At 66.5% G+C, this 13,946-nt stretch carries 10 protein-coding genes and 1 pseudogene; 8 read left to right on the forward strand and 3 right to left on the reverse strand.

Annotated features, from left to right (window positions below; all coding sequences use genetic code 11):
- Positions 1-13: 13 nt before the first annotated feature.
- The 7 genes and pseudogenes from ASB57_RS15475 to ASB57_RS15505 all read left to right on the forward strand — a co-directional run bounded on the left by ASB57_RS15475 (position 14) and on the right by ASB57_RS15505 (position 9,784).
- Positions 14-3,963, forward strand: a pseudogene (locus tag ASB57_RS15475) (molybdopterin-dependent oxidoreductase).
- Positions 3,941-4,780, forward strand: a complete 840-nt coding sequence (gene cobA, locus ASB57_RS15480) for a uroporphyrinogen-III C-methyltransferase (protein ID WP_057653030.1) — start codon at positions 3,941-3,943, stop codon at positions 4,778-4,780. The pseudogene ASB57_RS15475 and the gene cobA overlap by 23 nt, the downstream one beginning before the upstream one ends.
- 348 nt (positions 4,781-5,128) lie before the next feature.
- On the forward strand, positions 5,129-5,581 hold the full coding sequence (locus ASB57_RS15485; protein WP_057653031.1) for an HU family DNA-binding protein: 453 nt from the start codon (positions 5,129-5,131) through the stop codon (positions 5,579-5,581).
- A gap of 297 nt (positions 5,582-5,878) precedes the next feature.
- Positions 5,879-7,612 carry a nitrite/sulfite reductase gene (locus ASB57_RS15490; protein WP_057653032.1) on the forward strand — a complete coding sequence of 578 codons (1,734 nt, stop codon included), beginning with the start codon at positions 5,879-5,881 and terminating at the stop codon, positions 7,610-7,612.
- Positions 7,605-8,129: a DUF934 domain-containing protein gene (locus ASB57_RS15495; RefSeq protein WP_057653033.1), complete on the forward strand. Its 525-nt coding sequence runs from the start codon at positions 7,605-7,607 to the stop codon at positions 8,127-8,129. Before ASB57_RS15490 ends, ASB57_RS15495 begins: the two co-directional genes overlap by 8 nt.
- 126 nt (positions 8,130-8,255) lie before the next feature.
- Positions 8,256-9,356 (forward strand): calcium:proton antiporter, encoded by a 1,101-nt coding sequence (locus ASB57_RS15500; RefSeq protein WP_057653034.1) that lies wholly within the window; start codon positions 8,256-8,258, stop codon positions 9,354-9,356.
- Positions 9,357-9,532: 176 nt separating this feature from the next.
- The gene (locus tag ASB57_RS15505) at positions 9,533-9,784 is read left to right on the forward strand and encodes a hypothetical protein (protein WP_057653035.1); all 252 of its coding nucleotides are present in this window, start codon (positions 9,533-9,535) and stop codon (positions 9,782-9,784) included.
- A 29-nt stretch (positions 9,785-9,813) separates the two neighbouring features.
- Here the strand turns inward: ASB57_RS15505 and ASB57_RS15510 are convergent, their stop codons facing one another.
- From ASB57_RS15510 to ASB57_RS15520, 3 genes are all read right to left on the reverse strand, one after another.
- Positions 9,814-10,158 (reverse strand): DUF4148 domain-containing protein, encoded by a 345-nt coding sequence (locus ASB57_RS15510; protein ID WP_231755155.1) that lies wholly within the window; start codon positions 10,156-10,158, stop codon positions 9,814-9,816.
- 187 nt (positions 10,159-10,345) lie between these two features.
- Positions 10,346-10,981 (reverse strand): hypothetical protein, encoded by a 636-nt coding sequence (locus ASB57_RS15515; RefSeq protein ID WP_057653037.1) that lies wholly within the window; start codon positions 10,979-10,981, stop codon positions 10,346-10,348.
- 29 nt (positions 10,982-11,010) lie between these two features.
- Positions 11,011-11,559, reverse strand: a complete 549-nt coding sequence (locus ASB57_RS15520; protein WP_057653038.1) for a hypothetical protein — start codon at positions 11,557-11,559, stop codon at positions 11,011-11,013.
- 193 nt (positions 11,560-11,752) lie between these two features.
- On the opposite strand from ASB57_RS15520, the gene ASB57_RS15525 reads away from it, so the two are divergent.
- Positions 11,753-13,834, forward strand: coding sequence for a bifunctional diguanylate cyclase/phosphodiesterase (locus ASB57_RS15525; protein ID WP_057653039.1), 2,082 nt, complete (start codon positions 11,753-11,755; stop codon positions 13,832-13,834).
- The last annotated feature ends 112 nt before the right edge of the window (positions 13,835-13,946 follow it).

A 13,946-nucleotide genomic window follows, 5' to 3' on the forward strand; every position in this document is an offset into this window, starting at 1 on the left:
CGGAGACAAGGACATGGACAAGCCGAAACTGGTACTCGTCGGCAATGGCATGGCCGGCGTGCGGGCCCTGGAGGAATTGCTGAAGATCGCGCCGGATCTCTATGACATCACGGTGTTCGGCGCCGAACCGCATCCCAACTACAACCGCATCATGCTCTCGCCCGTCTTGATGGGCGAACAGACGCTGGACGACATCGTGCTCAACGACGTCGACTGGTATGCGGCCCACGGCATCCGCCTGTTGTTGAATCGGACGGTGACCCGCATCGACCGGGCCCGCCGCCTGGTCCACGCCGACGACGGCACCGTGGTGCCCTACGACCGCCTGCTGCTGGCCACCGGCTCGACCCCCTTCATCCTGCCGGTGCCGGGCCATGACCTGGATGGCGTGATCAGTTTCCGCGACATCCAGGACGTACGCAGCATGATCGCGGCGGCGGCCAATGGCGGCCATGCCGTGGTGATCGGCGGCGGCCTGCTAGGTCTGGAAGCCGCCAGCGGTCTGGCCGCGCGCGGCATGCATGCCAGCGTGGTGCACCTGGGCGCGACCCTGCTGGACCGCCAGCTGGACGTGACCGCCGCGGGCCTGCTGCGCGCCACCCTGGAAACGCGCGGCCTGGACTTCCTGATGGCGCGCCAGACCGAAGCCATCCTGGACGACGGCCACGGCCGGGTGCGCGCGGTGCGCTTCAAGGACGGCTCGGAAGTTCCCGCCGACCTCGTGGTGATGGCGGTGGGTATCCGCCCCAACGTCGCGCTGGCGGCCTCCTGCGGCCTGCACATCGAACGCGGCATCGTGGTCAGCGACACCTTGCAGACCTACGACCCCTGCATCTATGCCGTCGGTGAATGCGTCAGCCATCGCGGCGTGGCGTATGGCCTGGTGGCGCCCCTGTACGAACAGGCCCGCGTGGCCGCCAATCACCTGGCTCAGATCGGCATCGGCCGCTATCCCGGCAGCGTGCTGTCGACCAAGCTGAAGGTCACCGGCATAGACGTGTTCTCGGCCGGCGATTTCATCGGCGGCGCGGACACCGAAACCATCACGCTGACCGACCCGCTGGCCGGCGTCTACAAAAAGCTGGTGCTCAAGGACGACCGCCTGGTCGGCGCCTGCCTGTATGGCGACACGGCCGACGGCGCCTGGTATTTCCGCCTGATCCGCGAAGGCAGCGACGTAGCCGGCTTGCGGGAACGCCTGATGTGCGGCGCGGAGGCGGCATGACGCCCCATTCCGGCCCGGCCACCACGGCATCGATCTGCTGCTATTGCGGCACCGGCTGTGGCGTGCGGGTACACACCGATGCCGGCCGCGTGACGGGTGTCAGCGGCGACGACAGCCATCCGTCCAGCCAGGGCAAGCTGTGCAGCAAGGGCCGCGCCCTGGCCGACACGGTGCGCGACGACGGCGCCCGCGTCCTGCGGGCCCAGTGGCGCGCGGATCGCGCCGCCCCGCGCCAGGACATCGCGCTGGACGCGGCCCTGGACCTGGCCGCCGACCAGCTGGCGCGGATCATCCGCCAGCACGGCCCGGACGCGGTCGGGTTCTATCTCTCCGGCCAATTGCTGACGGAGGACTACGCGGTTTTCAACAAGCTGGCGCGCGCGCTTGTCGGCACCAACAACGTCGACACCAATTCGCGCCTGTGCATGTCCAGCGCCGTGGCCGGCTACAAGCAGACCCTGGGCGCCGACGCGCCGCCGGCCTGCTACGAGGACCTGAGCCTGGCCGACACGGTGTTGATCGCCGGCTCCAACGCCGCCCACGCCCATCCCATCCTGTTCCGCCGCCTGGAAGCCGCCAAGCAGGCCCGGCCGGACATGAGGATCATCCTGGTCGACCCGCGCCGTACCGATACGGCGGAGCTGGCCGACCTGCACCTGCCCATCCTGCCGGGCAGCGACGTGGCGCTGTTCCACGCCATGCTGCACGTGATGGAAAACGAGAATCTGGTGGACCACGGCTACGTCGCGCGCCACACCACCGGCTACGCGGCCTTGCGCGAGCGCATCGCCGCCTTTCCACCCGCCGTGGCGGCGGACCTGTGCGGCGTGCCCGCCGCCGACATCGTCACGGCCGCCCGCTGGTTCGGCCAGGCCGGCGCGGCCTTGTCGCTCTATACGATGGGCTTGAACCAGTCGAGCAGCGGCACCGCCAAGAACGCCGCCCTGATCCATCTGCATCTGGCGACGGGACAGATCGGCAAGCCGGGCGCCGGCCCCTTCTCCCTGACCGGCCAACCGAACGCCATGGGCGGCCGCGAAGCGGGCGGCATGGCCACGCTGCTGCCGGGCCATCGCGACCCGGCCAACGCCGACCACCGCGCCGAAGTCGCCGCGCTGTGGGGCGTGCCCCGACTGCCGGAACGGCCCGGCCTGCCCGCGCTGGAAATGTTCGATGCCCTGCTTGAAGGCCGCATCAAGGCGATCTGGATCGCCGCCACCAATCCGGCGCAGTCCCTACCCGATCAGGCCCGCGTCCGTGCCGCGCTGGCCAAGGCCGAACTGGTCATCGTCCAGGATGCCTTCGCGGGCGGCGAGACGCTGGACTACGCCGACCTGGTCCTGCCCGCCGCCACCTGGCCGGAAAAGGAAGGCACGGTCACCAACTCGGAACGCCGCATCAGCCGGGTACGCGCCGCCATCGATCCGCCGGGCGACGCCCGGGCCGATTGGCGGCTGGCCGCCGACGTCGCCCGCCGTCTGGCCGCCCACATCGCCCCCGCGCGGGCAGCGCTGTTCGACTATGCCGACGAAGCCGCGGTGTTCGCCGAGCACGCCGCCACCACGGCCGGGCGTGACCTGGACTACAGCGCCCTGACCTACCGCATCCTGGAGCAGGACGGTCCGCAGCAGTGGCCCTACAGGCCCGGCGCGGCACCATCGCGGCGCCTGTATGCCGACGGCATCTTCGCCACGGCCGACGGCCGCGCGCGCTTCGTCGACGTGGGCTACGTCCCGGTGGCCGAGCCGGTGACCCCGGCGTTTCCCCTGCGCCTGACCACCGGCCGCCTGCGTGACCATTGGCACACCATGGCGCGCACGGCGTTGGCGCCCGCCCTGATCCGCCACGTGGACGCGCCGTGGCTGTCCCTGCACCCGGACGATATGCGTGAGCTGGGCGTGCAGGAAAACGCCCTGGCCAGCGTGAGTTCAAGCCGTGGCGCGGTCGTCTTGCCTGCGCGCGCCGACAGCGCCCTGCGGCGCGGGCAGGCCTGGCTGCCGATGCACTGGGGCAGCGCTTTCATGGCGGGCGATGGCATCAACGCGCTGACCAATCCGGCGCGCGATCCCGTTTCGCGGCAACCCGAACTGAAGCACTGTGCCATCGCGGTGGCGCCGGCCGCCCTGCCCTGGCAAGGCGCCGGCTGGGTGCGCGGCGACGCCGCGGCCTTGCGCCGTGCGCTGGCACCCTGGCTGCGCCGCTTTCCTTATGCGGTGCTGCTGCCCAGCGCCAGCGCGGGTGGCGGCCTGAGCATCGCCATCGCGGCGGCGCAGGCGCCCGCCGCCGATGTCCTGGCTATGCTTTTTGCGGAATTGGGGCTGACGGATGCGCCAACCCTGGCCGTCTACGACGACCCGGCACGCGGCAAGCTGCGGCGCGTCGCGCTGGACCAGGGCCGGCCGAGCGCCTTTTTCCTGGCTGGCAACCTGTCCGCCAACGACGCTCTGGCCGCCTGGGCCGACGGCGGCGCCGCGCCCGCCAGCCTGGCCCGCCTGCTGATGGGGCAAAATGCCGGCCTGGAAAACGCGTTGCCACGTGCCCGCACCATCTGCGTCTGCGTCGGCGTCACCGATCGCGCCATCGCGGCCGGCATCGCCGACGGCCTCGACCTGGACGGCTTGAAGCAAACCCTGGGCTGCGCCACCGGCTGCGGCTCCTGTGCTCCCGAAATCTCGCGCATGGTCTCCTGCGCACGAACCACGAAGGCAGTTCAACATGAACCGGCAAGCGTCTCTTGAAACCCCGGCAGGCCCCGCCGCAAAGGGCAAAGTCTGGCTGGTGGGCGCCGGTCCCGGCGATCCTGATCTGCTCACGGTCAAGGCCGCGCGCATACTCGGCCAGGCCGACGTATGGCTGATCGACGACCTGGTCGGCGCCGGCATCCTGGCGCTGGCCGCGCCGGGCACACGCATGGTCAAGGTGGGCAAGCGCGGCGGCTGCCGCTCGACGCCGCAAGATTTCATCCTGCGGCTGATGGCCCGCTATACACGCCAGGGCCGCACGGTCGCTCGCGTGAAGGGCGGCGACCCCTTCATTTTCGGGCGCGGCGGCGAGGAAATGGCCTGGCTGGCGGCACGCGGCATCGCGGCGGAAGCCATCGGCGGCCAGACCGCCGGCCTGGCGGTGGGCGCGGCGCTGGGGCTGCCGTTGACGCATCGCGGCGCCAGCCGCGGCGTGGCCCTGGTCACCGCGCACACCATGGATGGCTCGCGCCCCGACTGGCGCGGCCTGGCCGCCAGCGGCCTGACGGTGGTCTGCTACATGGGCATGAGCGATGCCGACAATCTGGCGCGCGAATGCGTGGCGGCGGGCTTCGCGGCCGATCTACCCGTGGCGGTGGTGCATCGCGTGTCCTGTCCGGACCAGCGCCACATCGTCACCACGCTAAGCGAAATGGCCCGGGATATCGCGTCCGCCGGGCTGCAAAGTCCCGCTGTGATCGTGCTGGGCGAGGTGGTCGGGTTGATGGCCGGAGCGGCCCTTGCCGCGTCCGCGCCTGCGGGATCGGCGCTTGCGATATCGCCCCAGGACGCACGTTCACGCGCGGTGGCGTGACCCCGTCGCCGGCACGCGTCGCGCCGGCGCAGATCGCGAAAAACCCTTGCAGGCAGGCCTTGCGCGCACCAAACCCGCTACGCGGAAACGCTCACGATAGCGCGGGCGGCGCGAGAAATTGATCGTTATCGAGGCGCGCGAAAACCTTCACCAAGACATCACACCGCGTAAAAATCCCGTATTTTTAGGGCTCGCAGACACTGGAACCGTTGTTCTTGCGCGTCTACGTGTGATTTATAACGCTATAGCGTGCAAATAATGTACATACACGCGTGGCATCCGCTATCATCGCGTTCAGCCGGCACATGGCGTGCGGCATGTCTTTATCAACCATCACTTTCATCGACCATGGCCACTGCTAAAAAAGCTCCTGCTAAGAAAGTCACTACCGTTGCCAAGAAGGCCCCGGCCAAGAAAGCCGTTGCCACCAAGGCTGCTCCCGCCAAGAAGGCGGCCGCTCCCGCCAAGAAGGCACCTGCTGCCGTGTCCGTGATCAAGACGGCTCTGAACAAGAGCCAGCTGGTGACGCACCTGGTTGAACAGACTGGCGTCGAAGCCAAGTCGGTGAAGCTGGTCCTGGCCAGCCTGGAAGGCGCCGTGCTGGCTTCCGTGAACAAGAAGGGCGCTGGCGAATTCGCGCTGCCCGGCCTGTTCAAGGTGTCGGTGCAGAAGGTTGCCGCCAAGCCGAAGCGCTTCGGCAAGGATCCGTTCTCGGGTGAAGAGCGTTGGTTCCCGGCCAAGCCCGCTTCGGTCAAGGTCAAGGTCCGTCCGCTGAAGAAGCTGAAGGACGCCGCGCAGTAATGCGGCTTGGCGACAGGCGCGCTCCGCCCGCGGACGCGCCGCGTCGTCCCTTGTAGAAACAAAGCCCGCCTTCCAGGCGGGCTTTGTGCATTTTGGCGGCCCGTCCGCGTGATCGAAACCGCGGCCGATTGCTGCCATGCAGCAATCGATTCGGGAAAACCCCTTATAAATCCAGGTCTTAAGTTAATAACCAGACAAGGGGGTCGGCCGACATAAGAACGCAAGATTCGCTACGATTGCACTTTTGGCCTTTTTCGGCTGTTGTCTGGCCGGCCATGCGTATCGAGGCGCAGCATCATGTATGTGTATGACCCCATAGACCAACGCCTGGTCGAAGAGCGCGTCGCCCAGTTCCGCGACCAGACGCAGCGCTTCCTGGGCGGCCAGCTGTCGGAGGACGATTTCCGCGTCCTGCGCCTGCAGAACGGCCTGTACATCCAGCGCCACGCACCCATGCTGCGCGTCGCCATCCCGTACGGCATGCTGGCATCGCGCCAACTGCGGATGCTGGCTCACATCGCCCGCAAGTACGACCGCGGCTACGGCCACTTCAGCACGCGCCAGAACATGCAGTTCAACTGGCCCAAGCTGGAAGACGTGCCGGACATCCTGGCCGACCTGGCCACCGTGCAGATGCACGCCATCCAGACCAGCGGCAACTGTATCCGCAACACCACCACCGACCATTTCGCCGGCGTCGCCGCTGACGAAGTGACCAATCCGCTGGTGTGGTGCGAGATCATCCGCCAGTGGTCCATGCTGCATCCCGAATTCGCCTTCCTGCCCCGCAAGTTCAAGATCGCCGTCAGCGGCGCGCTGGAAGACCGCGCGGCCGTGGGCGTCCACGACATCGGCCTGCAAGCCGTTGAACAGGACGGCGTCACGGGCTTCCGCGTCTGGGTCGGCGGCGGCATGGGCCGTACGCCCATCGTCGGCAAGCTGATCCGCCCCTTCGTCGCCTGGTACGACCTGTTGACCTATCTGCAGGCTGCCCTGCGGGTCTACAACCTGCACGGCCGCCGCGACAACAAGTACAAGGCCCGCATCAAGATCCTGGTCAAGGACCTGACGCCGGAGGTGTACGCGCAGCAGGTCGAAGAGGAATGGGCCTTCATCAAGGACGGCCCCAACCGCCTGAAGCAGGAAGACCTGGACCGCATCGCCGGCCGCTTCACCTGGCCGGAATACGACGCCGACGCCGCCACCGCCGCGGATCCCACGGCTGAACAGGGCGCCGCCGACCCCGCTTTCGCGCGCTGGCTGCGCAAGAATACGCACGCTCATCGCGTCACGGGCTATGCCTCGGTCACGCTGTCGCTGAAGCCCACGGGCGTGCCGCCTGGCGACGTCACCGACGCCCAGATGGAAGCCATCGCCGACCTGGCCGATGAATATTCGCACAGCGAGCTGCGCGTCTCGCACGAGCAGAACCTGATCCTGCCCGACGTCCGCGTCGACCGCCTGCACGCCTTGTGGCAGGCGCTCAAGCCGCTCGGCCTGGCCACGCCCAATATCGGTCTGCTGACCAATATCATTGCCTGTCCCGGCGGCGACTTCTGCGCCCTCGCCAACGCCGTGTCGATTCCCGTGGCGCAGGCCATCCAGGAACGTTTCGACGATCTGGACTACCTGTTCGAGATCGGCGAGCTGGACCTGAACATCTCCGGGTGCATCAACGCCTGCGGCCACCATCACGTCGGCCACATCGGCATCCTGGGCGTGGATAAGGCCGGCGAGGAGTGGTACCAGGTCACCATCGGCGGACGCCAGCACGGCGGCGACAACGACCTGAATGCCGTCGATCCCTCGCGCGCCGGCGGCGCCGCGATCGGCCGCATCATCGGCCCGTCGTTCGCCCGCGGCGAAGTGCCCGGCGTGGTCGAGACGCTGATCCAGACCTATCTGCGCCTGCGCGACAGTGAAGTGGAGCGCTTCGTCGACGTCGTCACGCGCGTCGGCATCGATCCTTTCAAGGCCGACGTTTACAGCGAACCCGCCAAAGACAAAGCCGGCGAGCCGGCGCATGCCTGATACCCCGACCATCATGAAGAACCTGATCCGCTACGGCGAGCTCGTCGACAACACCACGCAACGCTTCGTCCCGCCCGAGGGCGACGCCGCCGCCCTGCCGCCCGATGAACCGGGCTGGGAAGTGCCGCTGGCCACCTGGTTGGCGGCGCGCGATACCCTGCGCACCCGCCAGCATCCCGTGGCCGTGCTGCTGGGCCCGGCCGCCGATGCCGCCGAACTGGCGGACGGCGCGCGCCATATCGACGCGACGGGCATCGCCTACATCGCCATCGAATTCCCGGCGTACACCGACGGCCGCGGCTATTCCATCGCGCAACAGCTGCGCTCCCACTACAACTGGACCGGCGAGCTGCGCGCGGTGGGCGACATCCTGATCGACACGATCCACTATCAGGCCCGCTGCGGCTTCGACAGCTTCGTCGTCAAGGAAGGGCACGATCCGCAGAAGGCTTTGCAGGCCCTCGGCACGTTCACGGTGCATTACCAGCGCGAGTACCCGCGCCCGCTGGCGGCGTAATCCCCGCAGGCTCCCGGCGCCGCCCCCGTGGGCGGCGTTTTCTTTTGCAACGCCGCCCACCGCCGGGTGGCGTTTTGCTTTGGTATCCTTGACCGCTTGCTTGCCCTCCCCCCACTGCTCAATCCCATGTCTTTGCTCAAGCAAGAAAAGTTTCTGATCGTCGCCCTGCTGATGGCCGTCCTGGCCCACTCGGGCATCACGGAACACGCCGCCGCCGGCGGCTGGCCCGCCGCGCTGGGGCTGTCCGTGGTGCTGGTCGGCGCCATCCTGGCGGCTTCCATGAGCGTGGCCCACCACGCCGAACTGCTGGCGGCCAAGCTCGGTGACCCCTACGGAAGTATGTTGCTGACGCTGTCCGCCGTGGCGGTGGAAGTCATCGTGCTTGGCATCATCCTGTTCAGCCATGGCTCGCCCACCTTGGCGCGGGACAGCATTTACGCCGCCGTCATGCTGGACATCAACGGCACTCTGGGGCTGGCCGCGCTGATGGGCGGCTTCAAGCATGGCGAACAGTCGTATAACGATGACTCCGGCCGCACCTATACCGCCATGATCCTGACCGCCATGGGCATTGCCATGGTCGTGCCGGAATTCGTCCCGCAGCATTCCTGGGCCATCTACAACGTCTTCACCATGGTCGCGCTGGTGCTACTGTACGGGGTCTTCCTGCGCATGCAGGTGGGCCCGCACAGCTACTTCTTCAGCTACAGCTACCCTGACAAGAAGCGCCGCGCGCCGCCGCCCCTGGACGCCGAGGTCGCGGAGCCGGAAAGCGGCGCCACATCGTCCATCGTCATCATGCTGGCCGGCGTGGCGATCGTGGGCGCACTGGCCGAGGCGCTGTCGGTAACGATGCCGGTGGCGCTCGAAGGCACGCATGCGCCCGTCGCCCTGCTGGCCCTGGTGGTAGCCGTCATTTCGGCCGGTCCTGAGATCATCACTGCCTTGCGCGCGGCCTTGCGCAACCGCATGCAGTCGACGGTGAACATCGCCATGGGCGCGTCGCTATCCACCGTCACGCTGACCATTCCCGTCATCACCCTGCTCGCCATGTGCCTGGGCCAGCCGCTGCAGATGGCGATGACACCGGTGCAAGCCGTAATGACCGTCATCACCCTGGTGGTGGCGGCGATCAATCTCAACGACGGCCAGACCAATGCCATTGAGGGGATGACTCACCTGGTGCTGTTCCTGACCTTCCTGATGCTGACAGCCATCGGCCTGTGACCGTGCGCCGCAAGGCGCGGCTGCCACTGACATTCTGCTTAAGAAAACAAGGGCTTGGGCCAGGCACGCGGATTGCTCTAGCGGTCATATTGCTGCAATGCACAGCGTGGTTGGGCGAGAGATCCGCGGGGCGACTTCCCGCGGATGCAAAAAGGCCCGGTTTCCAGGAGCGAAAGATGGAAAGGATTGCGGACGTTTCGATCGACGGTTATCAGGTGCAGTGCCGCATCGTGGCACGTGACGGTGACTACCGGGTACGCGTTACTACCCGCCGCAAGCTGGCCAGCGGCCGGCCGGAAGATATCGTGGACGTGCCCTCCCCGCTGATTTTCGAGAGCGAGGAAGAGGCCGAACGCCATGCCCGCAATCTTATGCTGTCGGTACGCGGCATCCGCGCTTCCGGCAAGCCGGTCTACACCATCCTTTGATGCGACGCAGCTGCCGGTAGGCGCAAGGATCAACGCGCCTGGAAAGGCATGTTGTTGGGATCGCCAAAGGACGTGGCGCCCGGCGTCGCGCGGACTTCAGCTTTAACCTGCTCACGCGTGGTCGTCGATTTCTGATCGCCCGTGAAGGTCATGTTGTTCGGCTCGCTGACCGTCATCCAGCCCGCCGCCTTGGCGTCTTTCGAGTCCGCGCGCACTTGGGCGCGCGTCACGCTGCTCTGCGGGCGGTCTTTGCCGTTAACACCCTGGAAGGGTACGTTATTGGGATCGCCAAGCGGTGTGGCGGCATGCGCGGCCCCAATCAGGGCGAACGAGAGAATCACAGAAGTAGTCAGAATTTTCATCGGTATTTCCAAGTGGTTATCCCGGGACGCCATCTAAAACATTTCAGATGGCGTTTATTCCCGATGGCCGCATTCTGGGACGGCCCCACCTTAGGGAAAACGCGAACTATCTCAATTCATAGTTGTTTAGTTGTATTAATTTTTTGACGGTACTGGCGATTTTGGTTTTCGCCTGCAAACTGACGCGGCGAGAATCAAATCACCGCGGTGAAATCGTCGGCGCGGACGCAGCGGGATTTCCCGGTGCAGCGCTCATGACGGATTCGGGTTCGCGCTCGGGCGGCTGCAGGGGATTGAAGTCCACCCAGTGGCCGTCCTGCCAGCGTCCGTTGGCCCGTTCGACATCTTCGCCGCCGGCGGCTCGCAGCACGCGACAGGCTTCGCCCTCGCGACTCAGATCCGTGTGCAAGGCCAGCAATACGCCGGCATGCCGCGCTTCAGGATGTCCAGGTTCCTTGCTGCCCCGAGGCGCCGTTCCCGGCTTGCGCCGTCCCACGACGAACATGGCTCCCATCAAGGAACCGATGTAGGCGCCCACGCCCGCCACCGCCAGCACCGCCAATGCCGGCAGCGCCAGCGCGCCGCCGATCAAGCCGCCCACCACCGCGCCGATCAGACCCAGGCCCGCGCCGCCCAATAACGCGCCGTACTGCGCCGGCCCGGCATCGGGATCCGCGGGCCGGTCCCCGCCTATGGCATAGGTGCCATGGGCGCCGGCCATATTGACGTAGAAAATATGCACATCGTCCTCGGCGAAGCCTTGCGCGAACAAGGCGCGGGCGGCGGCTTGCGCCTCGTCGAAGGTGGTGAACCGTGCCGCAACGATCAAAGCCATGATTGTCTCCTCGTTGGACTGCGTGTGCGTCACGGCGCCAGCCGGACACGTATCGCCGGCACCGACACCGAATGCAGGCTGGCCTCGTCCGCGACATCCGGCTGCGTGCGGAACAAGGGGTCGAGATAAGTCGGGGTCAGGTGGGCCGCAAGGTGGCGTAGCGCCGCGCCCAGATCGGGCAGGTCCTGGCCCACGATGTCGCCGTGATCCAGCCGGTAGGCATAGACGCGGTTGCTCTCTTCCAGGTCACCGATATCGATGACCTTGGCTGACTCGTCCTGGATATAGATACGGCCGGCGGAGGTGGAGATGGCGAACTCCTGGCCGACGGCGCCCTGCTCCAGCGCGGGGTCCTGCTCCGGCGCCGCGCCTTGCTCCCAGGCAGCGCCGCTATCGAGCACGGCGGGGGCAGCGGCCTGATCCCGCTCCCACGGTTCATCGGGCGGGATCGGCGTATGCGGGCGTGCGGCGGGCGCCGCCGTTGCGCCGCCTTTCAATGGCTGCCGGGCATCGGCAACGGGCGATTCCGCACCCAACTCCACCGCCAGACCGTGCAATGTATCGTTCAGCTTGCTCATGCAGAATCTCCCGGAAAACAACATCACTCGAAGCAATTGTCATTCCTACAAGGACGTTCTCAGCAGTTAGCACGGAAAAGTGACATCATTGCGCTCTTTGTCTCAAATCTTAAGTTTCGGTCACTCCAGATAAGTGCACGGAACTGAGCAAGTCCCAGATTTAGCTAGAGAAATTCAGTGAGTGAGATCCCACATGCTCTCCGGTAGCTACAACACAGTGTTGGTCTTGTGCTCGATCGTGGTCGCCCTGCTGGCGTCGTACACGGCGCTGGACCTGGTCGGCCGCATCAACAGTGTTGGCCGGGTCGCCGCGCGCTGGTGGCTGCTGGGCGGCGGTACCGCGCTGGGCATCGGTATCTGGTCCATGCACTTCATCGGCATGATGGCGTTCAGCCTGCCCGTCGAGCTGGCCTACGATGTGCCCCTGACCCTCGTGTCCCTGGTGGTGGCCATCGGCGCGTCCATGCTGGCGCTGTGGCTGGCCAGCCGCGACAGCCTGCCCTGGCCGCGCCTGCTGGCCGGGGCGCTGATGATGGGCGCGGGCATCGCCGTCATGCACTACACCGGCATGGCGTCGATGCAAATGCAGCCGGGCATCGTCTACATTCCCAGCCTTGTCATCGCATCCGTCGTCATCGCCGTGCTGGCCGCCGGCGCGGCCCTGTGGATCGCTCACCAATTGCGCCAGTACAGCAAACGCGTCCGCCATCTGCGTATGGGCGCCGCCGTCCTGATGGCGCTGGCCATCGTCGCCATGCATTACACGGGCATGGCCGCCGCCAGCTTCCCGCTGGGCTCGATCTGCGGCGCCGCCGTCGACGGCGGGCTCAACACCACCGGCCTGTCGGTCCCCATCGTCGTGGCGACGCTGGCGGTGCTGAGCGTGGCCCTGATCACGTCGGTGCTGGATCTGCGCCTGGAAATGAGCACCGCGCAGCTGTCGCGCTCGCTGGCCGAGGCCAACCAGGAGCTGTCCCATGCGGTGCTGCACGACAACCTGACCAAGCTGCCCAATCGGCTGCTGCTGAACGACCGCCTGGAACATGCGGTCGAGCATGCGGACGCTTCCAAGGGCCAGGTCGCGGTGATGTTCCTGGACCTCGACGGTTTCAAGGTGATCAACGACTCCTTCGGCCACCAGACCGGCGACCAGCTGCTGGTGCAGATTGCCGGCCGCATCCGGCAGAGCGTGCGTGGGCAAGACACCGTCGCCCGCGTCGGCGGCGATGAGTTCGTGCTGGTAGCCGCGATCAACGAGCCGCAGGACGCCGCCACCATCGCCGAGGAGCTGGTGCGCGTGATCGACGAACCGCTGACCATCAATGGGCAGGAGCTGCTGGTGACGGTCAGCATCGGCATCGCGACCTTCCCTGGCGATGCACGCACGCCGGAAGACCTGCTCAAAGCCGCGGATACAGCCATGTATCACGCCAAATCGCTGGGCCGCAATCAGTACTGCTTCTTCGAAAAATCCATGAAGACCAATGGCGCCAGCCACCTGGCGCTGTTGCAGGACCTCCGGCTGGCGCTCAAGCGGCGGGAATTCGAGCTGCACTACCAACCCAAATACCGCGCGCCCAACGGCCCCCTGGTGGGCGTCGAGGCGCTGTTGCGCTGGTGCCATCCCGAACGCGGCATGGTCATGCCCGACGAGTTCATTCCCCTGGCTGAACGCACCGGCCAGATCGTATCGATAGGCGAATGGGTGCTCGACGAGGCCTGCCGCCAGTTGGCGGATTGGCACGCGCGCGGCCGTAGCGATCTGACCATGGCGGTCAACATCTCGCCCGTGCAGTTTTCCAACGGCGATTTCGTGGGTGCCGTGCGCAGCGCCATCCAGCGCCACGGGCTGGGGCCCGATCAGCTGGTGCTGGAGATCACTGAAACCACCGCCATGCGCGACGTCGAAACCAGTCTGGTCACGTTGCAACACCTGCGCGACCTGGGAGTGCGCATTTCCATCGACGACTTCGGCACCGGCTATTCCAGCCTGCTGTACCTGAAGCGTCTGCCCGCCAGCGAGCTGAAGATCGACCGCGGCTTCATCAGCGACCTGAAGGCCGGCAGCGAGGACGCCGCCATCGTGGCGTCCATCATCGCGCTGGGGGAAACCCTGAACCTGAACATCGTCGCCGAAGGGGTGGAGACCAACGACCAGCAGGCGCTGCTGACAAAACTCGGCTGCGACTCGCTGCAGGGGTATCTGCTTGGCCGGCCGGAATCCGCGGAAGATATAGAAAGCGTGGTGATAGGCGGGAAGCTGCCGCAGGCCTGAACGGCCGTCCAGGGCCTGCCACGGGCGCCAACGACGACGCAGGATCACCCAGGCACGCCACTTGCTGACAGATTATTCCGCGCCTGGCTCCAGGTGCGTCTGTCACGGACTC

The sequence above is a fragment of the Bordetella sp. N genome (assembly GCF_001433395.1).
In the GTDB taxonomy this organism is placed as follows: Bacteria; Pseudomonadota; Gammaproteobacteria; order Burkholderiales; family Burkholderiaceae_B; genus Bordetella_C.

Excerpts from the sequence above, each read along its gene's own strand:
- cobA (WP_057653030.1), top strand. The coding sequence starts at position 3,941 with ATGAACCGGCAAGCGTCTCTTGAAACCCCGGCAGGCCCCGCCGCAAAG.
- ASB57_RS15485 (WP_057653031.1), top strand. The coding sequence starts at position 5,129 with ATGGCCACTGCTAAAAAAGCTCCTGCTAAGAAAGTCACTACCGTTGCC.
- ASB57_RS15490 (WP_057653032.1), top strand. The coding sequence starts at position 5,879 with ATGTATGTGTATGACCCCATAGACCAACGCCTGGTCGAAGAGCGCGTC.
- ASB57_RS15495 (WP_057653033.1), top strand. The coding sequence starts at position 7,605 with ATGCCTGATACCCCGACCATCATGAAGAACCTGATCCGCTACGGCGAG.
- ASB57_RS15500 (WP_057653034.1), top strand. The coding sequence starts at position 8,256 with ATGTCTTTGCTCAAGCAAGAAAAGTTTCTGATCGTCGCCCTGCTGATG.
- ASB57_RS15505 (WP_057653035.1), top strand. The coding sequence starts at position 9,533 with ATGGAAAGGATTGCGGACGTTTCGATCGACGGTTATCAGGTGCAGTGC.
- ASB57_RS15515 (WP_057653037.1), bottom strand. The coding sequence starts at position 10,981 with ATGGCTTTGATCGTTGCGGCACGGTTCACCACCTTCGACGAGGCGCAA.
- ASB57_RS15520 (WP_057653038.1), bottom strand. The coding sequence starts at position 11,559 with ATGAGCAAGCTGAACGATACATTGCACGGTCTGGCGGTGGAGTTGGGT.
- ASB57_RS15525 (WP_057653039.1), top strand. The coding sequence starts at position 11,753 with ATGCTCTCCGGTAGCTACAACACAGTGTTGGTCTTGTGCTCGATCGTG.